The sequence below is a fragment of the Anaerococcus jeddahensis genome (assembly GCF_001182725.1).
Classification (GTDB): domain Bacteria; phylum Bacillota; class Clostridia; order Tissierellales; family Peptoniphilaceae; genus Anaerococcus; species Anaerococcus jeddahensis.
The window spans coordinates 77,938-99,284 of the sequence record NZ_CWHU01000002.1 but is presented as its reverse complement, the minus strand read 5'-3'; the positions used below and the strand labels follow the sequence as shown (position 1 = coordinate 99,284).

The following is a 21,347-nucleotide window of genomic DNA, read 5'->3' as shown; positions in this document are numbered from 1 at the left end:
AAGTTTCATCGTTCGACTTGCATGTGTTATGCACGCCGCCAGCGTTTATCCTGAGCCAGGATCAAACTCTCATTTAAAGTTTGATCTTGACTATTGTCATTTTTCGTTTGGTTTACTCAAAGTAATTAACTTTGTAGTATTATTTATTTGTTTTTAAAGGTTCATGTGTCAGCTGTTGCTGACTATTAAAGTCTACCACCTTTTTTATTGCTTGTCAAGTTTTTTTGTAAATATTTTTCTTTTTATTTACTTTTCTCGACTGCTTTTCTGGTGTCGACTTTTATATTATATCTCGTTCATTTTTATTGTCAAGTTTTTTTTGAAAGTTTTTTGAATCTTTTTTCTCAATCTTCTTTCAACTTTGACTTGAACGAGTTAAAAAAAATATAGCTGTCTTAAACAGCTATATTAGTATATTATTATTTTTTTCTTTTGTCAAATATTTTTATAAATTTTCTATTACTTCTTCTATATATGGTAATTGTGCTTGTGGATATTCTTTTGACCACTTAACAATTCCCTCTTCATCTATAATTATATTTGCTCTTTTGCTTGCTGAATTTTCTTCGTTGAAAATTCCGTAAGCTTTTGCTACTTCTCCTAATGGGAAAAAGTCTGATGCAAATTTTACATTATCGATATTTAACACTGCAGCCCATGCTTTTTTTGATGGTTGTGGATCTATTGATAATCCTATTACTACAGTTTCTCCCTTTTCTTGAATTCTATCGAAATTTCTTTCTAAAGATCTCATTTGATCTGCACATACTGATGTGAATGCTAGTGGATGGGATGAAAGTATAACTTTCTTTCCTCTATAATTTTCTAAATTTACATCTTCTGCATTTTGATCTTTTATATTAAATAATGGTGCTTTTTCACCTTTTTTTATTATTGACATTTATTCTCCAATTATAATTCTGCAATTGCTTCTATTTCTAATAGACCATTTTTTGGAAGTTTTCCTACTTCTACACAGCTTCTTGCTGGTTTATGGTCTCCGAAAAATTCTGCATAAGCTTCATTTACTGCAGCAAAGTCATTTACGTCATCTAAGAAAATATTTACTTTTACGATTTTTTCTAATGAAGATCCGCCTGCTTCTATTATTGCTTTTACATTTTCTAATGATTGTCTTGTTGCTTTTTTAACGTCATCTGAAATTAATTCACCTGTTTCTGGTACTAATGGTAGTTGTCCTGATGAATATACAAATCCGTTTGATACTATTCCTTGTGAATATGCTCCTACTGCACCTGGTGCATTTTTTGTTTCTATTATTTTCATAATTTCCTCCTTAAAGTAAACGTTATTATATTATAAACATACTTTTTTTCTATTTTTATTCAACTGAAATAAAAAAAAATCTCAAAATTTAATTTGAGATTAATTTATGTTAAATTGATTTTTTATTATTTGTAGATTTCTTGTAATTTCATCGCTTAAATCATCATAGCTTTCTAGATTTTCTATATCTTCTTTTGCCTTGTTGATGTTATTTAATGATAAATTTATTTGTAATCTATTGTATATCATTCTTGGATTTTCTGGATATTTTTTTAGGCCTTGATTTATTATTCCTATTGCTTCAGTTGGTTTTTCTGAAGCGTATAGACTTATTGAATAATCATTATAAAGTTCTCTAAATTCGCCGCCTTTTTCTAGAGAATTTTCAAAGGCTAGGTTTGAATTTTCGTATTGTCCTATGTTTTGATAGGCTACTCCCAAGTAATAATAGGCGTCTGCTCTTTTTGTTTTCGATAAAAGTCTTGTTAGAATTTGTATTGCTTTATCGTAGTTTCCTTTTCCAATATAATATAGTCCTTCTTCAATTTCTGCATTATCAAAAATCATTTTGATTTTATCTCTTATTTCATCTTGAGCCTCTATATCTTTTGTTCTTTGAAGGGCGTTTTCATAATATGATCTTGCTTTTATATATTCTCCAAGGTTTGCATATATATTTCCTAATTCATAATATGAAAGTGGAAAATCTTCGTCTTGGCTTATTATATCTTGTAAAATCCTAAGGGCTTCTTTGATAAATTCATCCTTATATTCTGTATCTTCGTAGGCCTTTGGCCACAAAATTCTAGCATAATTATAGGCGTTATATTTATCGAATGGATTTATAATATAGCCTCCTCTTAAAAGAAGAAGGGCTTTGTCATTTTTTTTATCCAAATTTTTTAGGGCTTTTTGGCTTGTATAAGCTCCTATATTTTTTATATAATTTTCTATAATTTTTATATAAGTATCTTTGTATCTGAAGTCCTTGTCAATGGCAAGGTTCATTATTAATCCATCCAAAATTATATCTAGATTTATTTTGTTTTCAAATTCTCCGCTTATTACATTTTCTGATAAGTCTTCTGTGTATAAAGCTAGGGGAGTTTTGTTTAATAAATCGTATGATGATTCCTTTTTTAGGTCTATATATCCAAGTTTGTCTGTAAAATTCAAAAAATATTGGTCTATTTTTGCCATTTTATCCTCTCATGAATTTTCTTTGTCCGTAGGAATGTTTTGATAAAATCTTATATAAGTGTCCTTTAAATAATAGGAATGATGTTTCCCAAACTGCTAATAGCATTACAAATATAAATTCATTTCCAAAAACCAAGGTATTTAAGACAATTTTATTTATTAAAAATGCTTCTACCAAGGTATATATAAGAGCATAAATTCCCCATATAAATAAATTATTTTTTACAAAATTAAATGAATCTATAAGTATGGTAAATCCATAAACACTATCTATATAGACAAGTTCTATCACAGCCGATGTGAAAAATTTAAATAGGATTTTTAATGTATATGCAATTGTTGGATTAAGTCCACCAAGCAAATTGTCAAATATTAGTTCAACTATATAAATTGAAAACATAGCAGACATTATTAGATAGAAAAAATTCGATATGGAATTTTCTATAGATTTTTTTCCCGTATTATTGTAAAGAACAATTGATCTTAAAGCTTGAGCTACAAAACATAAAATCAAAATTTCTATTAGATAATTTATTAATGATGCTAGGTAAGAAGAGTTTAAAATTGATAAACCCTTCATGCCTTCAAATATAGACCTAACTATCAAAGATATGAAAAGAATATAGGATTTTTTTATTTTTTTTACACTTTCTGAAAACGCGTATTTAGAACATTCTAAAAAATCTATAATTCTTTCATTCATTACATTTGTTCCACTGTTTTGATTCCTAGTATTCCTAAACCATTTTTAATTACAATTGAAGTGGCTTTAGTTAGGGCAAGTCTTTCTTCTTTTAATTTTTCATCATCTACTAATATTTGTGTAGAGTTGTAAAATTTATTGAATTTTTGAGCAATTTCCATTACTTTTCTTGCAATTACTGATGGTTCTAGTCTATCTTTAGCAAGGATTACTGCATCTTGGAAACTTTCTAAAGATTTAATCAAGCTATATTCTTCATCTGAATTTAATTTTTCAAATGTCATTTGTCCAATTTCTTCTTTTCCAGCTTTTCTTAAAACTGATTTAGCTCTTGCATATGTGTAGTGTACGTATGGACCTGTTTCACCTTCGAAGTTTAATAATTCATCCCAGTCAAAAACATAGTCTTTGATTCTTGAGTTGTATAATTCTTGGAATTTAACTGCACCAATTCCTACAATTTTTGCAGCTTCGTCTAAGTCTTCAATTTGGTTGTCTCTATCTTTCATAATTGAATATGTTTTTTCAATTGTTTTATTTAAAACATCTTCCAAGAAAACAACGTGTCCTCTTCTTGTTGAAAGAACTTGGTCTTTTAGTGAAACCATACCAAATTGTACGTGTAAAATTTCATCACTTACATCTTCGTGTCCCATTAGATATAAAATCTTCTTTAATTGTTGGAAATGTAATTTTTGTTGACTTCCTACAACGTAGATGTTTTTGTCTAGTCCGTAAGTTCTATGTCTATAAAGTGCTGTAGCAACGTCTCTTGTGATATAAGCTGAAGATCCGTTTGATTTTATTAGCATTGAAGGTGGTAAATTGAATTGACTTAAGTCTACTATATAAGCTCCATCAGATTCTACCAAAAGATTTTTTTCTTTTAATTCTTCAAGAGCAGCTGGCATCCATTTTGAATGGTAGCTTTCTCCGTGGTAGTTATCATATTTAATATCAAGCATTCCATAAACTTTATCAAATTCTCTCAAAGATAAGTCTTTAAACCATTGCCATAGTCTCATAGCTTCTTCTTCGCCATCTTCAAGATTTTTGAATTCTTCTCTTGCTTTTTCTTGGTATTCTTCGTTATCTTCAGCTTCTTTTGTATATCTTACATATAAATTTAAAAGTTCGTTGATAGGGTCTTTGTCGATTGCTTCTTTGTCTCCCCAAAGTTTATAAGCTGCAATCATTACACCAAATTGTGTACCATAATCTCCTATATAGTTTGAAGCTGTAACATTATATCCAAGGTATTCGTAAATGTTTCTGATAACATCACCAATAACAGTTGATCTAATGTGACCAATGTGGAAAGGCTTTGCTATATTTACAGATGAGAACTCAACAAGTTCATTGATTCCCTTACCCATATCACTTTTTCCATAGTCATCTTCTTTTTCTAAAACTTCATTGATAACGTCATTTGTAACTTTTTGTCTATCTAAAAAGAAGTTTACATAGGCATTTTCATTTTCTATTTTTTCTACACCTTCAATTTCTAAACTCTTTGCTATTTCTTCTGCAATAAGTTTAGGATTTTTTCTCATAGTTTTTGCTAGTGTAAAGCATGGAAAAGCAAAATCTCCCATGTTTTCTTGAGGTGGAATTTCAATTAAATCATAAATTTTTTCATAATCCAAGCCTAAGTCTTGTTCTTCTAGCTTTTTAGCTATAACTTCTTTAAAATCTTTCATATTTCCTCCAATATTATTTGAATTTTACAATTGTAACTCCATATCCACCCTCTTTTTCATTTCCAGGTCTATAGGAGTCGATCATCTTATTATTTTTTAAATAATCATTTATACCATTTCTCAAAGCACCAGTTCCCTTGCCGTGGATAATTTTTGCTTGGTCAAGGCCTGAGAGCATAGCATCATCTAGGTATTTATCAAAATTTCTCAAAGCCTCATCATATCTTTGACCTCTCAAATCAAGAGTTGGTGAAATGTGCATGGCTTTTTTTGCCTTATAAATTCTGTTAGTATTTTCTTTAGTCTTATTTTTTGACTTAACTTTTGTAACATTTTTAATATTAGAATCCATTTTCAAAATACCCATTTGTACTTTTATATTACCCTTTTCATCGGGATTTTCAATTACTTGAGCCTTTTCATTTAAGCCCGCAATTATAACTGTATCTCCAACCTTTAAAGTATCTGGTGCATTTTTACTTCTTTTTTCTTTTATTATTTCATCTTCCTTGTCGATTTTTGAAGATTTGTATTTATTTCTAATATCATTTAAGGACCTATCTATATCAGAAATATTGGCATTTTTTGTTTTTTTTGCAATTTTTAGCATTTCTTGACTTGCCGTATTTGCTTCTTCCAAAATTTTATTTGCCTTTTCTTCTGCCTTTTCAATTATTTCTTTTTCTTCTTTTTTAATTTTTTCTGACAAAGCCAAAAGATCATTTCTTGCTCTTTTTATTTTTTTCTTATAATCTTCTATCTCTTGATTTTTCATTTCCATTTCTTTTTTATTTTGGTCAAGCTCTTCAAGGATAGTATTGAAATTTTTATTATCTTCAGAAAGAATAGATTTGGCATTTGCTAATATTTCTTTATTTAAGCCAAGTCTTTTTGAAATTTCAAAAGCATTTGATTTTCCAGGTGTTCCAATAATTAATTTGAAAGTTGGCGATAGAGTTTCAAGGTCAAATTCTACGCTTGCATTCATTACTCCTTCTTTTTCCAAAGCATAATATTTTAGCTCTGAATAATGGGTTGTTGCAAAAGTCATTACATTTTTATTTTTCAAAAATTCCAAAATGGAAATTGCAAGGGCAGCTCCTTCTGTTGGATCTGTACCACTTCCAACCTCATCTAGTAAAACCAAGGAATTTTCGCTGACATTTTCTGTTATTTTTACAATATTTGTAAGAGATGCCGAAAAAGTTGAAAGGCTCATTTCAATTGATTGGGTATCGCCAATATCCAAAAATATATCGTCAAAAACATTTACCAAACTATCTTCATCACATGGAATATAAAATCCTGCTTGGGCCATCATAGAAACAAGACCCACAGTTTTAAGTGATACAGTTTTTCCTCCTGTATTTGGTCCTGTAATTATTAAAGTCTTGTAGCCATCTCCAATTTTTACATCTATCGGAACAACTTTTCCTTTTAAAAGTGGATGGCGGGCTGCCTTTAAATTTATAATTTTTTTATCTGTAAGCTTTGGCATGGTGTATTCGTGAGCCAAAAAATATTTTACTTTTGCTTGTAAAAAATCTATTCTTTGAATTAATTTTTGATTTTCTAAAATTTCTTGGTCAAATCCTTCAACAAATCTTGAAAGCCTATCCAAAATTTTTCTAATCTCATCGCTTTCTTCTATTTGTAAATTTGAAAGGTCATTGTTTAATTCGACAATTGCATTTGGTTCAATAAAAAGTGTATTTCCAGATTGGGACCTGTCATGGATTATTCCATTTAAAACTGCTTTTTTATTTGTTTTTACTGGAAGAACATATCTTCCGTCCCTAATTGAAACAACCTTATCTTGGAGAGATTCGTCAAATTTTGGAGATGAAATATAATAGGACAATTTATTTTTAATTTCAGCCTCTTTTTTGCCCATTTTTTTCCTAATTGACCTTAAATTTGAAGAAGCATTATCTGCTATTTCATCTTCTGAAATAATTGACCTTTCGATTTCATCTTTTATAAAATCATTTACTGAAATCCTATCAAACAAATCTTTTATGTAAGGATTTTCAAGATTTTCCCCATATTCTTTCAAATAATTGCTAACCCTAAGTAGGTCTAAAACTTTTAAAAGCTCAAAGGGTTCTAGTATTCCTTTTTTTCTTACATAGCCAATAATTTCTTTTAAATCATAGAGGCCAAAAATATCTATATTTCCATTTTCTACAATGACCTCTTCCATGGCCTTGGTTTTATCAAGTTCATCTTTTATTTCTTTTATATTATTTTTAGGTTTTATTTTTGAAATTTCTTTTTTAACAAGTTCACTTCTTGCATAAGTTTTAAGTTTTTCCAAAATTTTTCCAAACTCTAAAACTTCTAAGGTTTTTTCCTGCATTAAATAACACCCCTGTCATATCCAAGATTGTTAATCTTATTTTTTCTTATATTTTTTATATCTTCATTATCTCTTACAAGATACAATAAAGACACTGATTTTTCAATTTTTTTAAGGTCAATGTTAGCTATTTCATTTGAATAAATTCGAGAAAGTCCGTCCCTTCTTTTGATGTCAAAAATATTTCCCTCTTCATCTTTTATTTTAGAATCAGAAAATTTACAGGACTCGCATCCCTTAAGTCCACATTTTTTTATGGCAGAAAATGGACAATGGCGCATATTCATAAGTTCAATTGGTCCATAAGCCAAAATTTCTGTGGGATATATTCTTGAATTTTTGTTTATATTTTCAAAAGAATTTTCAACCGAAGATGAAATCATTGAAGAAAAATCACTATAAAAATCAAAAGCATAGGAATTAAAAACATTTAAGTATCTACCAATCCTAATTTCAAATCCATTATTTATAAGTTCATCTTTTAAGACAAAGTCTTTGTAATTATTAAAAACTACTCCCTTAAAATTTTTTTCTTTCACAAAGGAAATAAAATCAAGGCCATATTTTTGATCAGCATCCATAATATAGAAAATATTTAGACCATCAAACTTTTTGTCGTATTTTCTCAAATAAATATTGTCAAAATCTTTTAATAAGGAAATATCAACGTCATTTGACAAAAGTTCAATGTTTTTTTCTCTTTTGAAATTCTTTTTATCTTTTAATTTTCTTTTTTTGATTTTTACTGGTTTATTTTTGTAAAAGGCTAGTCTTTTTTTATTTAAAACTTCAACAGCCCTTCTTCTTATGGAATTTATATCTTTTTTTCTCAAAAATATATTTGAATCTATATCAATTTCAACCTTACCTGCCTCATAAATTGTATTTCCAAGCTTTGTAAGGTTTTCTTTTATATTCTCTTTTTCTAAAGAAATATTTTTTCCTTCTTCTACTAAATTTTCACCCTCACAGGAAATTTTTGTATCTTTATATTTGAGAGTAATTTTTGGCTTTTGTCCAATTTTTGCTTCAAATTTAATATCCAATGGTAAATTTTTGTAAGAATTTAGGCCTTGGTCTAGGTTTTCTTTTAGGATTTTTGAAGAAAGAAGATAAATTTTAGAACCTATTTTTGCATCTTTGAAATCTTTTAATTCCAATTCTTGATTTTTTTTCAAATCTTCTGTCAAAGTCAATGGAAGTTTTCTATTTTTTTCGGTTGTAACTTGAAGGATTGACTCTTTTATCAAATTTGAATTTGATTTGAAAAATCTCTTGCCATTTTTTTCATAAACCTCGCCAATTTCTCTGTGTTTATTTTCATTTTCAAGGGCAAGATATGAAGATTTTTGTCCAAAAATAAAGCCTTTTGTGTAAGACCTATTTGAAATATCTCTCAATTGGTCCTTATCATAAAAGTTTTTCTCTAACTTTTGCCTATAATTTTTGACAGTGTTATAAACGTACTCATCAGTTTTCATACGTCCTTCAATTTTTAAGGAATCGACCCCAGCTTTTATCAAATCATCGGTAAAATCTATGGTTGATAAATCTTTCATTGAAAGATAGTAATCTTCTCCCAAAACTTTCCCATCATTAATAAGCTGATATTTTTTTCTACAAATTCCTGCACACCTGCCCCTGTTTGCAGATCTTTTTCCAAGATATGATGACATCAAACATTCTCCAGAAAAAGATACGCAAAGAGATCCGTGAACAAAAACTTCTGTATCAATATCTAGTTTACAAATTTTTTCGATTTCAGAAATTTCACTTTCTCTTGCAACAACTACCCTGTCAAAGCCAAGCTTTTTTGCTGTAAGGGCCCCCTCATAATCTTTTATTGCCATCTGGGTTGAAGCGTGAAATTCTAATTTGTGCTTTGCATTTTTATTTATATTTTTTACCAATGAATATAGGCCAATATCTTGGATTAAAATTGCATCTGCCCCGTATTCAAAAAGTTTCTCAATATAAAAAATAGCCTTGTCAATTTCTTCATCTTTTATAAGGGTATTTATGGTTATAAAAACTTTCTTATCAAATAAATGCACATAATCAATTACTTCTTCAATGTTTTCCAAAGAAAAATTTTTGGCGTAGGCCCTTGCCCCAAAATCATCAAGTGCCAAATAAAAACTGCAAGCCCCTGCAGAAAGTCCAGCATAAAGCATGGACATTTTCCCAACAGGAGCTAATATTTCAACATCTCTCATTATAAATCTCTTTTCAAATCTTCATTTTCTTTTTGAAGGTCTAAATTTTCTTCTTGCAAAGATAGTAAATTCTCCCTAAGTTTTTGAAGATTTTCATCTTTGGATTTATTTATTTTATTTTTCTTATCAATTTCTGCATTAAGCCTATTTATCGTAGAATTTAGATTGTCAATTTTTTTCATTGATTCCATAAAATCTTTCTTAGATTTTTCAAAATCATCTTTAATATTTTGATTTTCTTCTTCTAAATTTTCATAGGCTTCTTTTATTTTTGGATAATTTTCAATAGGCTCTTCGGCTTTTTTTCTTAAATCTTTATGCTTAATTAAAAGTTTATACATTTCATCAGCAATATTTAAAGATGCCAAAACCAATTGATTTTCACGACTTAGCTTGTCGTTGTCGATTTCTTTTATTTTTTTGTCGACATAAGCTGCTATTTGTTCAATTTGATTTTCGTCTTGGTCACTTATCAAAGTGTAGTCCATGCCAGCAATATTAACAACAATTTTATTATCTGCCACTTTAACTCCTAACTACGCAAGTTTATATTTTCCTTACTTAAATCTTCTAAAAATTCTTTTTCAATTTTTTCTACTTCTTCATCTTTTAATGTAGCATCATTTTTACCGTAGGAAACTTTGTAAGAAATTGATTTTTGTCCCTCATCAATTTGACTTCCAGTATAAATATCAAATATTTCGATATTACGAACAAGTCCTTTTGCCCTATCAATAATTATATCTTCAATCATTTGACTTTCTACATTTCTATCGCAAGTAAATGAATAATCACGAAGGATTGATGGGAATTTTGAAAGAGCCTTGTATTTTACTTGGTCAATTTTTTTATCTTTTATCATAGAAAGATCAATTTCAAGAGCCAAGGCTGGATTTTTGATTTTAAATTCTTCCATAACTTCATAGGAAATTTGTCCCATAATACCAATTTTTTCACCATCAAGATAAATATTTGCACATCTACCTGGGTGGAAAGTTTTGATATTTTCTTCAGTTTCAAATCTAAATCCATAAAAACCAGTTTTCTTCATAGCTTTAATAAAGAAATCTTTCAAATCATAGAAAGAATAATCCCCATAAAGACCCATGGTCAAATATTGTTTTTCTTCTGGAAGGTCAGCCCCATCTTTAATAAAAGCTGTTCCAATTTCGTAAAATCTCAAATCATCTTGTTTTTTGGAAATATTTTTATAAAAAGTATCAAGCATATTTGAAAGAAGAGTCGTTCTCATTACAGAATAATCTTCTCCCAAAGGATTTATAATTTTTATATAATCTCTTAATTTTGAATTTTCGTCAACCAACAATTTGTCATAATCTCTTGGAGAAATAAAAGAATAGGTTGTAATTTCTGAGAATTTTTGTCCAAACAAATTATTTTTCAATTCATCTTTTAAAAGTCTCATTGAAGTTTTTTCTCCCCTTTGTAAAGATGAATAAAGTGGTTTAGACTCAACTTTTCCCATTCCATAAAGCCTTGCAACTTCTTCAATTAAATCAGCTTCAATCGAAATATCCATTCTGAAATTTGGAATATTTGCTTCAATTGTATCTTCATCAATATCTTTAACATCGAATTCCAAAGCTTTTAAATAAGAAATAGCCTCATCTTTTGAAAATTTTCTTCCAATTAAAGAATTTAATCTAGAAATTCTAAGTTTTACCTTATTTTCTGGACTTTCTTTTATTCCTTCATCAAAATGATCTTCTAAAACTTCTCCAATTTTAAGATCTGTTATAAGTTTCATAACTCTTTTTGATGCAAATTCTGCATTTTCTACAGAAATTTCTTTTTCAAATCTTGATGAAGCCTCAGATCTTAAATTTAAAATTTTGGAAGATTTTCTAATATTATCAGAATCAAAATTTGCAGCTTCAAGAAGAATAGTTTTTGTATTTTCTGTAATTTCACTATCCATTGATCCCATAATTCCTGCAAGACCAATTGCCTCTTTTCCATCAGAAATTACCAAAACTTCTTCATTTAATTTTCTTTCTTCTCCATCAAGAGTTTTTATTATCTCTCCATCTTTTGCATCTCTTACAATAATTTTTCTATCATGTAAAGTTTCAAGATCATAGGCGTGAAGAGGTTGTCCTGTTTCAAGCATTACAAAATTTGTAATATCTACAACATTATTTACAGGTCTCATTCCAGCAAGCATCAAACAATTTTTTAGCCATTGAGGAGATTCGCCAATTTTTACATTTTTAACGATTCTTCCTGTAAATCTTTTACAATTTTTAGATTTAATTTCAATTCCATTAAAATAATTATCTTTTTTATCAGAAACTGTTGGATATTCTAATGATGGATAGGTAATTTTTTTATCAAAAGATGCAGCAGATTCTCTGGCCATTCCAATAATTGAAAGACAATCTGGTCTATTTGGAGTAATTTCATATTCAATTACTGGAGTATTTGAAAATAAAACTTCAACTGCTGGTGTTCCTGGTTTAAACTCACCAGATAAAACTATAACTCCATCCTTTGATTTTTTTTCAATAACTGAATCATCATAGCCAATTTCTTTATAAGATGTAAGCATGCCTTGGCTTACAATTCCAAAAAAATCATGGTCATCAATTTTTTGTCCATTAATTTCTGATCCTGATCTAATTACTATAAGATAGTCACCTTCTTTAGTATTTTTTGCAGAAGTTACTATAGTAATTTCTTCTCCAACATCAATTGTAAGGACAAATAATTTGTCTGCATTTGGATGTTTTTCTTGTTTTAAAACTTTTCCTACAACAAGTCCATCAAGTTTATCAGAAACAAAATTTACACTTTCAACGTGGGAGCCTGTTTCTGATAATCTATCAGTAATTGTTTTTAAATCTTCATCTAATTTTATATAATCATTTTGCCAAATTAAAGGTACTAACATAATCCCTCCTAGAATTGCTCAATAAATCTTTTATCATTATCAAATAGTAATCTAATATCATCTAGTCCGTACTTAACCATGGCAATTCTATCAACTCCAAGACCAAAGGCAAAACCAGTATATTTTTCACTATCTATTCCACAATTTTCAAGTACATTTGGATGAACCATTCCTCCACCCAAAAGCTCCATTGACCAACCAGTATTTGAACAAGCAGGACAGCCCTTGCCTCCACAAATTGGACAAGTTACGTCAACTTCAAGAGATGGCTCTGTAAATGGGAAATGGTGAGGACGATAACGCATTTTCATTTGGTCACCAAACATTTCTTTTATAAAAGTTTCAAGAGTTGCTTTTAAATTTGCAAGTGATACATTTTCATCTACAACCAAACATTCCAATTGGTGAAACATTGGTGAGTGAGTTGCATCAACTTCATCATTTCTAAAAACTCTTCCAGCTGAAACCATTTTTATTGGAAGTTTTCCTTCATTCATCACACGAATTTGCATGCTTGATGTGTGTGGACGAAGAAGAGTATTTTCATTTATATAAAAAGTATCAGAAAGAGACCTTGATGGGTGATTTTTTGGCGAATTTAAATCATCAAAAACATTTTTTACTGTATCAATTTCTGGTCCTTCTACAACGTCAAAACCCATATTTTGAAAAATTTCTTCAAGCTCTGCCATGGTTTGATTTATAACTGAAAAATGTCCGCTAGAATAAAGGTCAAAATTTGCCGTTACATCAATTTTTTCTTCTTTTATTTTTTTATCTAGAAGAATTTTTTTGATTTCTTCTTTTCTAACTTCAAGTTTATTTTCAACTTCTTTTGAAGTTTCGTTTATTAATTTTCCTGCCATTGGCTTTTCTTCGTTTGGCAATTTTGAAATATTTTTCTTTAATGAAGTTATTTCACCTTTTTTACCAAGATATTTGACTCTTAAATCGTCAAGAGCTTTTAAGTCTTCACTTTTTTCAATTGCCTCAGTTGCTTCTTTAACTAAGGCCTCTAATTTTTCTTTCATTTTTTCTCCTTTAATTTTTGGTACAAAAAAACTGCCCTATAAAAGGACAGACTTATCTGCGGTACCACCTAATTTGATTTTTTTTAATCCACTCGAAAATTATAACGCATTACCGTATCAACTACTTTATTCGTATCAAAGCTAGGCGGTGAATTACTATACCGTTACAAGATGGCCTCTCATCATCTACCACTTGCTTTACTTGAATAGCATAGCTTTTATCCGCTTTGGCTAAAATTATTCATCAATATTGATGCAGCTATTGCTGCATTTAATGATTCAATTTTTCCATCCATTTTTATGGACACAAAATCATTTGATAGATCTCTTAAAGATTTGCTGATTCCATTAGCCTCGTTTCCTATAGCTAATATTATTTTATCACAAGATTTATAATAATCTACCGATTTTCCATTCATATCAGCCAAAATTAATTTATAATCTTTAAAATTTTTCAAATCATCTATATTTAATTCTAAAAAATTCAACCTAAAAATAGATCCCATGCTGGCTCTTATAGTTTTTTCATTGTATAAATCTACACAATTGTTTACTAAAATTATATCCTTAAAGGAAAAAGCCTCGGCACTTCTTATAATTGTCCCAAGATTTCCTGGATCTTGCATATGATCTAAAAGTAAAATTTTATCAGAAGAAATTTCTTTTTCTTTTTTTATTTTAAGTAAGGCTGAAACGCCTTCAGGATTTTCAAGCAAAGATAGCTTATCAAATAATTTATTTGAAAAAACTATCTTTTTGAAATTAGTTTTATAATCTTTCATATCCTCATTTACAAAAACAAATTCACATTCAAAATCATCTGGGATTTGTTCTACTATTTTTATTGATTCAACTATAAAAGAATTAAACTTTTTCCTGTATTTCTTCTTTTTTAATTTATTTAAATACTTATATTTTTCGTTAGATTCTGAATTTATTATCATTAAGCTGCTTGGTTAGCAATCTCTACTAATTTTGTAAATTCTTCTGGATTTGATACAGCAATTTCAGCAAGCATTTTTCTATTGATATCAATGTTTGCTTTTTTAAGATTTCCCATTAATTTTGAATAGCTTGTTCCATTTGCTCTTGCTGCTGCATTTATTCTTGCAATCCATAATTTTCTGAAATCTCTTTTTCTTCTTTTTCTTCCAATAAATGCATATTGTAAAGATTTCATTACTGCTTGGTTTGCAGTTTTGAAAAGTAATGATTTAGAACCGTAGTAACCTTTAGCTTGTTTAAGAACTTTTTTATGTCTTTTTTTTGCGTTTAACGCTCTTTTAACTCTTGCCATTATTTCCTCCTATTAGATATTTAATAATCTTTTGATGTTTTTAGTATCACCTTTTGAAGCTAAAGTTGATTTTCTTAATCTTCTTTTTCTTGCTGGTGTTTTCTTAGCTGTAAGGTGTCCCTTGTAAGCTTTATGTCTTTTTATTTTTCCACTGCCTGTAACTTTAAATCTTTTTGCAGCTGCTCTTTTTGTTTTAATTTTATTTTTAGCCATATTTTCCTCCTAATTTTCTTCTGTCTTTGGTGAGATGAATAATACAAGTGATCTTCCTTCCATTGCTGGTTTCTTATCAACTTGTGCACAATCTCCTACAAATTCCATAAATTTATCTAATAAATCATAGCCTAAGTTTTTATGACCCAATTCTCTACCCTTAAATCTTACAGAAACTTTAACTTTGTCGCCATTGTTTAAAAATTTCTTTGTTTGATTAGCCTTAGTTGATAGATCATGATCTTCAATATTTAAGCTAAATCTTGTCTCTTTTGTTTGAGTTGTTTTTTGTTTTTTCTTATTTTCTTTAGCTTTTTTTTCTTGTTCGTATTTGAACTTTCCATAATCCATTATTCTTGCAACTGGTGGCTTAGCATTTGGTGACATTAATACAAGATCCAAATGTTTATCGAAAGCTCTATCCAATGCTTCGTCTTTTGATACAAGTCCAATTTGTGATCCGTCTTCGTCTATAAGTCTAAGCTTATTGTCTCTAATTTCGTCATTAATTTTTAAATCTTTTATAACTTACCTCCAAAATATTCGCATAAAAAAATGGGCACTCAAAGTACCCATTAAAATACAAAATATAATTAGAAAATTTTCTAACAAGAGATTGTAACCTGAAAACTTGAGTCGGCAGGTGAGTATTGGGTACTTCTTAACTCTCTTTTGTTATGATACAAGAATTTCTAATTTTTGTCAAATTTTTATTTTAAAATTTATTAATTTCTTTCATTTAATATTCTTGCCATCTCAACTCCAGAAGCAGATGCTTGAGAAAGGGAATGTGTTACTCCTGATCCATCTCCAAGAACAAATAAATTTTCTTTGCTTGTTTCAAATTTATCATCTACTTCTACAACTGAATTGTAAAATTTAACTTCGATTCCATATAAAAGTGTATCGTCGTTTGCCATTCCTGGTGCAATTTTATCAAGAGCATAAATCATTTCGATTATATCGTCTAGTTGTCTTTTTGGCATTACAAGTGATAAGTCTCCTGCTGTTGCATTTAGGGTTGGCCTTAAGAAAGATTTTTTCATTCTTCTTTCTGATGATCTTCTTCCCTTTACAAGATCTCCAAATCTTTGCATCAAAACTCCACCACCAAGCATATTTGAAACTCTTGCTATTGATTCACCGTATTCATTTGAATCCTTGAATGGTTCTGTAAATTTATTTGTAACCAAAAGGGCAAAATTTGTATTTTCTGTTTGTAATTCTGGATTTGCATAAGAGTGTCCGTTTACTGTCATAATTCCATTTGTATTTTCTGTTACAACTTCTCCGTATGGATTCATACAAAATGTTCTTACAAGGTCGTTGTATTGTTTTGTTTGATAAACAATTTTTGCCTCATAAACTTTATCTGTTATGTGTTTGAAAACTTCTGCTGGAACTTCTACACGAACTCCAATATCTACCCTATTTTTTTTCATTTCTACATCAAATTCTTGGCAAGTTTCTGAAATCCATTTTGAACCAGACCTTCCTGCAGCAAGAACAAGATATTTACATTTTATTATTTCATTCTTGTCAGTTTTTACAAAATAATATCCGTCTTCAAATTCTACACTTATAACTTTTGTCATAAATTCAAAATCTATTGTATCTTTTACATAATCGTAGATTTTTTGTAAAATTTCTCTATTTCTTTCTGTACCAAAATGACGAACTTTTGCTGTTAACAAGTGAAGATCATTTCTTAAACATTCTCTTTTTAGGCCAGTATTTTCTGTTGAATAAAGTTTTGCATCTCCCTTGTCAAAACCCATCAAAACAGAATCTACATATTCCATTAATTCTAAAGCTTTTTTCTCTCCAATATAATTATGTAAGTCTCCACCAAAATTTGTGGTAATATTATATTTTCCATCAGATAAGGTTCCTGCTCCACCAAATCCGTACATTATGTTACAAGGTTTACACCCAATACAAGAATCAACTTTTCCTTCTGAAATTGGACATTTTCTAGCCTTAACTTTTCTTCCTTCATCTATTACACAAACTTTTTTATCTGAATTTAATTTAGTAAATTCGTAGGCCATAAAAGATCCGCTAGCACCGCTTCCTACTACTACAACATCATATTCTCTCATAATATTCCTTTCTTCTTTTACATACATAGTTATTATAGCATTTATAATAATAAAAATGAAATAAAACTTATTTTGATATACTTTTAGCCCAAAATTTAATATAATAAAGCTATAAAATTAAAAAGGAGGTCCAAATGAGAGAAAATAAAAAAAATCTTATTGTTTCTGGAATTATTTTTGCCATATCAATTATAATTTCCATAATTTTTTATGACAGATTACCAGAAAGAATTCCAATTTCTTATGATTTAGATTCAAACGCTAATTTTTATGCCAATAAAACCAAGGCGCTTTTATTTGTTATTATTTTTATGATTTTAATTTATATAGCACTTTTTTTAATAATTAGCCTTGATCCAAAATCTGACAAGCACGATCAATCTTACAAGCACATTTTTTTATTTTTTATTCCTGTTTTAAATTTTTTGATTGTAAGTTTAACAGTTTGGAAAACTTTCAATGATAATATTGATGTAGGGAGAATTTTGTTGGTATTATTTTCAATTTTAGTTACTGTTAGTGGAATATTTATGCCAAAGATAAAAAGAAACTACACTATGGGTTTTAGAACTTCTTGGGCTATGGAAGATGATTTTGTTTGGAAAAAAACTCAAAAATTTGCAGGCGTTTTGTTTTTTCTTAGTGGGATTTTATCATTAGTATTTTTAACAATTTCGCTAGATTTTGGTTTTTATTCTTTTCTTGCATCCTTGGTCATATCTTCTTTATTGACTTTTATTTATTCATATCTTATATATAGAAAAAATTCTAGATGAATTTATTGCTTCTTTGTAAGAATTTCATAAGTATATTTTTATAAAATTTCTTACAAAGAATTTTTTTTCTTGTTTTTTACTTTAATCTGATATATAATTAGTAAAATTATAAACAAAAATGGAAAAGAATAAAGAAAGTGAGATAAAATGAGTAAAGAATTTTCAATAACTGGCAACAAGGCTATCCTTAATTTGTCAGAACAATTTTTTAATGATGTAAATGAGCTTTTAAATAGTGAGTCTTTTCTTGATTTGACAAAATCATTTATAAATTATCACAAAAAAGATTCAACGAGGGTTTATGCCTACATAGAACAATTTTTTATAAATTCTTCAGTAGATTCTCTTGCAAGAGAGCTTACCGATATTTTAAAACTTCTTACAGTTATGAATATTGATGAGGTTTCTTCTAAGATTAATAAATATCATAATTTGAATAAGGAAAAAGAGGGTTTATTAAAAATCGTTGAGGAATTTTATGATTATTGGAGAAATCTTGAAAGATATTCAATAATTGAACAAAAAGAAGATTCTAGAGGAGTTGGAGTTGTAAATTTTGTTGAAATAAATGAAAAATTAAAAAATATGATTCTTCAAGCTTACAGAAGAATTGAAATGAGCGTTTTGGGAGAATGGCCAAAAGTTTATAGGCAAGTCCCAGCAGCTGCCGATGCCTCAATTATGATTAGGCATTTTAATAAAAAATATCCAGAAATTTACCAAAGTTTAATTGATATACCTTTTATCACCCAAGTTATGATTGAAACTCCATACATAACCTACACAAAATCAAACAAAAGAGATGGAATTTTTGAGGAAGTTTATGAAAATCCAATTTTAGATTCTAATATAAATTCCCCTCACTTTTTTTGCTATCCAGCAAAAGTTGGAGATAATTTAATTTATATTTATTTTCACAGGGATTTACTGACCCACGGAGTTTCTGCATCAAACCTTTTTGAACTTGCTGATGTAAAAGAAATCGAAGAGAAAAAACCAGACGCTATTTATATTTACGGACCAAAAGATAATGGTGAAAGAAAGAATTCTTTTTATTATGATAAGGAAAATAAATTGTATGTAGGATATGTTGCCTACTCTGATATGGTTGATTATTTTGGATATTTAAAGAAGATGGTCCTTACTTTAAATAATGTTATAAATATTAGAAAAGGATATTTGCCAATCCACGGCGCGGGACTTTCTGTAGTTTTACAAAATAATAAAACTGTAAATATTGTAATTCTTGGCGACAGCGGAGCTGGAAAAAGTGAATCGATAGAAGCTTTCAGAACTCTTGCCAAAGATTATATAAAAGAGATGACCATAGTCTTTGATGATATGGGTTCGTTTAGAATTGAAAACGGAAAAGTTTACGCTTATGGAACAGAAATTGGTGCTTTTGTAAGGCTTGACGACCTTGATGCAGGCTATGCCTTTAAACAAATTGACAGGTCAATTTTTATGAATCCAGATAAAATAAATTCAAGATTAATAATGCCAGTTGCAACTTTTGCTGAAATAAATTTGGGATACCCGGTAGACTTTTTCCTATATGCTGACAATTATTCAGCAGTGCTTGACGGTTGTAATTCGATTGAAATTTTTGATAAAAAAGAAGAAGCTTTAAGAGTTTTCAAAAGAGGGGCAAGACTTGCCAAAGGAACAACAACAGAAACAGGACTAGTTCAAACATACTTTGCGAATCCATTTGGCCCAGTTCAAAAGAAAGAAGAATGCGATAAGCTTTTGGATAAATATTTTGACAACTTATTTGAAAATAATATAAAAGTCGGAACAATCAAAACCCAATTAGGCCTAAGCCACATGGAATTTGAAGGACCAAGATCAGCAGCAATCGAGCTTTTTGAATTGATTAAAAATATGTAAAAAAAATAGACCCAAGGGTCTATTTTTTTACTCAGATTGTTGTGACAAACTAAAGACACTTCTATTTCGACCAAACGAAGTGAGTGGACAAATCTCAAGAGATTTCTCCGCCCGTTCGTTTTACCTATACTAAAACACGTTTGCATTGCAACCTCTTCGTGCTTTCGCATTTAGTTTTAGGTATGATTCTGCCAAATCAGGCACAAGCACCTAGTCGCGATGGGTTTTAATATAATTTTATTTTTAAATGACTTTGTCTACACTATGAGACTAATGAACCTAACGAGCCTAATCATTATAAAGGCCATCTTTTATTTTATTTCATCCATTGCATCTTTAATAAGCTTTGGTGAAATTTTGCATTTTTCTTCGCTTACTGCACATACTGCAAATCTTAATCCTTCTTTATTTGCAACTATATACATATTTGTTTCTTTTAATTTTTCAGAAACTTCTTTTGAATTTTTGCAAGGAATTGATATGAAAAATCCACCAAAATATGGAAGTGTTACAAGTCCTACTTTTTTCGCATTTTCTGTGAAGGCTTTGGCTCTTTTTTCAAGCATTATTCTATAAAATTCTAATTCTTTTTCGTAGGATTTTTTCTTTTTTTCATCCCTTTCTAAATCTACCAAAATATTCATCCCTGCATGGGTTATATTTGACCAAATCGCCCTATTTGAGTGTTTCATTGAATCGAAAGCCTCGTTTGCAATTTTTTCATTTGATGAAATTATAATACAAGCTCCTGACCTTAGTCCGTAAGCTGTGTAAGATTTACTCATAGAATAAGCTACTGTTGTTATAATATTTTCTGGTAAATCTCCAAATTTTTGAAAAAATTTCTTTTGCCTGCCATCTCCTGCAAATTCTATATAGGCCACATCAAGTAAAATCGTAATAAATTTTCCCTCAACCGCCCTTTCTTTTATAATTTTTAAAATTTTATCCCACATAGAATCTTCAATAGTAAATCCTGTTGGATTATTTGCAGGCGAATTAAATACACAAAGGGCCCTATCTTTTTTTTCTAAAGAAAAATCCAAGGCTTTAGTAAATTCTTCTAAATTAAATTCAAAATTTTCATCCAAAAATTCATAAGTCAAAAATTCCCTATTATATTCCTCACACATTGTAGCGTAAGCTGGCCAATACCAATTTGGACAAATTACATAATCACAAGCTTCTGAAAAGCTCCAAAAAGTATGCCTAACTGCTCCACTTCCTCCGACTGTTGCAACAGATTTTATAAATCCATTAGGCTTATAAGCCCCAAAACATTTTTCAATTACCAAATCTAAATAATCTTTGTCGCCCTCAATTGCCCCATAGCTTGCTATATCTTTTTTGTCCATATTTTTTAAAGTATCATAAACACTGTCAAAGGCAATAATATTTCCATCATCGTCAATCAAAGTTCCAAGAGTTGAATTTATAACTTTTTCTTTTCCAAATTTTTCAATTGCTTTTTTACATTCTCCATTAACTTTAAAAATGGCATCTTCAAGCCTTGGCCATTTTGCATGATCTGCTATAATATTTTTTCCCATAATTTTCCCCTTTTTTTCATTATTATTTAAAATATTGTATCACTAATCATATTTTTTTAAAAGCAAGAAAACTATTGCCTAAATTATTATAAATTAGTAAAATATTTGTAAG

Annotated in this window: 17 protein-coding genes, 1 rRNA gene and 1 pseudogene; 2 read left to right on the top strand and 17 right to left on the bottom strand. The window is 29.1% G+C overall.

Annotated features, from left to right (window positions below; all coding sequences use genetic code 11):
- From BN2087_RS00470 to BN2087_RS00395, 16 genes and pseudogenes are all read right to left on the bottom strand, one after another.
- Positions 1-77: ribosomal RNA gene (locus BN2087_RS00470) — 16S ribosomal RNA — on the bottom strand; the annotation flags it as partial.
- 368 nt (positions 78-445) lie between these two features.
- Complete coding sequence (locus tag BN2087_RS00465) at positions 446-901, bottom strand: redoxin domain-containing protein (RefSeq protein WP_049689939.1); 456 nt, start codon at positions 899-901, stop codon at positions 446-448.
- 11 nt (positions 902-912) lie between these two features.
- On the bottom strand, positions 913-1,287 hold the full coding sequence (locus tag BN2087_RS00460; RefSeq protein ID WP_049689938.1) for a RidA family protein: 375 nt from the start codon (positions 1,285-1,287) through the stop codon (positions 913-915).
- A 99-nt stretch (positions 1,288-1,386) separates the two neighbouring features.
- Positions 1,387-2,487 (bottom strand): tetratricopeptide repeat protein, encoded by a 1,101-nt coding sequence (locus BN2087_RS00455; RefSeq protein WP_049689937.1) that lies wholly within the window; start codon positions 2,485-2,487, stop codon positions 1,387-1,389.
- A 1-nt stretch (position 2,488) separates the two neighbouring features.
- Positions 2,489-3,190, bottom strand: a complete 702-nt coding sequence (locus BN2087_RS00450; RefSeq protein ID WP_049689936.1) for a hypothetical protein — start codon at positions 3,188-3,190, stop codon at positions 2,489-2,491.
- Positions 3,190-4,890 (bottom strand): arginine--tRNA ligase, encoded by a 1,701-nt coding sequence (gene argS / locus BN2087_RS00445; RefSeq protein WP_049689935.1) that lies wholly within the window; start codon positions 4,888-4,890, stop codon positions 3,190-3,192. The genes BN2087_RS00450 and argS overlap by 1 nt, the downstream gene beginning before the upstream one ends.
- A gap of 13 nt (positions 4,891-4,903) precedes the next feature.
- Complete coding sequence (locus tag BN2087_RS00440) at positions 4,904-7,249, bottom strand: endonuclease MutS2 (protein ID WP_049689934.1); 2,346 nt, start codon at positions 7,247-7,249, stop codon at positions 4,904-4,906.
- Complete coding sequence (locus BN2087_RS00435) at positions 7,249-9,465, bottom strand: peptidase U32 family protein (RefSeq protein ID WP_049689933.1); 2,217 nt, start codon at positions 9,463-9,465, stop codon at positions 7,249-7,251. Before BN2087_RS00435 ends, BN2087_RS00440 begins: the two co-directional genes overlap by 1 nt.
- Positions 9,465-9,989, bottom strand: a complete 525-nt coding sequence (locus BN2087_RS00430) for a cell division protein ZapA (RefSeq protein ID WP_049689932.1) — start codon at positions 9,987-9,989, stop codon at positions 9,465-9,467. Before BN2087_RS00430 ends, BN2087_RS00435 begins: the two co-directional genes overlap by 1 nt.
- 8 nt (positions 9,990-9,997) lie before the next feature.
- Positions 9,998-12,376 carry a phenylalanine--tRNA ligase subunit beta gene (pheT, locus tag BN2087_RS00425; protein WP_049689931.1) on the bottom strand — a complete coding sequence of 793 codons (2,379 nt, stop codon included), beginning with the start codon at positions 12,374-12,376 and terminating at the stop codon, positions 9,998-10,000.
- 8 nt (positions 12,377-12,384) lie between these two features.
- Positions 12,385-13,407 carry a phenylalanine--tRNA ligase subunit alpha gene (gene pheS / locus BN2087_RS00420; RefSeq protein ID WP_049689930.1) on the bottom strand — a complete coding sequence of 341 codons (1,023 nt, stop codon included), beginning with the start codon at positions 13,405-13,407 and terminating at the stop codon, positions 12,385-12,387.
- Positions 13,408-13,625: 218 nt separating this feature from the next.
- Complete coding sequence (locus BN2087_RS00415; protein ID WP_049689929.1) at positions 13,626-14,351, bottom strand: TrmH family RNA methyltransferase; 726 nt, start codon at positions 14,349-14,351, stop codon at positions 13,626-13,628.
- Entirely contained in the window at positions 14,351-14,704 is a 354-nt protein-coding gene (gene rplT, locus BN2087_RS00410; protein ID WP_049689928.1) for a 50S ribosomal protein L20, read from the bottom strand. The genes BN2087_RS00415 and rplT overlap by 1 nt, the downstream gene beginning before the upstream one ends.
- A 12-nt stretch (positions 14,705-14,716) precedes the next feature.
- Positions 14,717-14,917 carry a 50S ribosomal protein L35 gene (gene rpmI / locus BN2087_RS00405; RefSeq protein WP_049689927.1) on the bottom strand — a complete coding sequence of 67 codons (201 nt, stop codon included), beginning with the start codon at positions 14,915-14,917 and terminating at the stop codon, positions 14,717-14,719.
- Between the two features lie 9 nt (positions 14,918-14,926).
- Positions 14,927-15,480, bottom strand: a pseudogene (gene infC, locus BN2087_RS00400) (translation initiation factor IF-3).
- Between the two features lie 162 nt (positions 15,481-15,642).
- Positions 15,643-17,019: an NAD(P)/FAD-dependent oxidoreductase gene (locus BN2087_RS00395; protein ID WP_049689925.1), complete on the bottom strand. Its 1,377-nt coding sequence runs from the start codon at positions 17,017-17,019 to the stop codon at positions 15,643-15,645.
- A gap of 134 nt (positions 17,020-17,153) precedes the next feature.
- Between BN2087_RS00395 and BN2087_RS00390 the strand changes: the two genes are divergently transcribed.
- On the top strand, positions 17,154-17,795 hold the full coding sequence (locus BN2087_RS00390) for an SdpI family protein (RefSeq protein ID WP_049689924.1): 642 nt from the start codon (positions 17,154-17,156) through the stop codon (positions 17,793-17,795).
- A gap of 147 nt (positions 17,796-17,942) precedes the next feature.
- Positions 17,943-19,685 carry a hypothetical protein gene (locus BN2087_RS00385; RefSeq protein WP_049689923.1) on the top strand — a complete coding sequence of 581 codons (1,743 nt, stop codon included), beginning with the start codon at positions 17,943-17,945 and terminating at the stop codon, positions 19,683-19,685.
- 311 nt (positions 19,686-19,996) lie between these two features.
- Here BN2087_RS00385 and BN2087_RS00380 read toward each other — a convergent pair whose 3' ends face one another.
- Positions 19,997-21,235, bottom strand: a complete 1,239-nt coding sequence (locus BN2087_RS00380) for a pyridoxal phosphate-dependent aminotransferase (protein WP_049689922.1) — start codon at positions 21,233-21,235, stop codon at positions 19,997-19,999.
- Between the last annotated feature and the right edge of the window lie 112 nt (positions 21,236-21,347).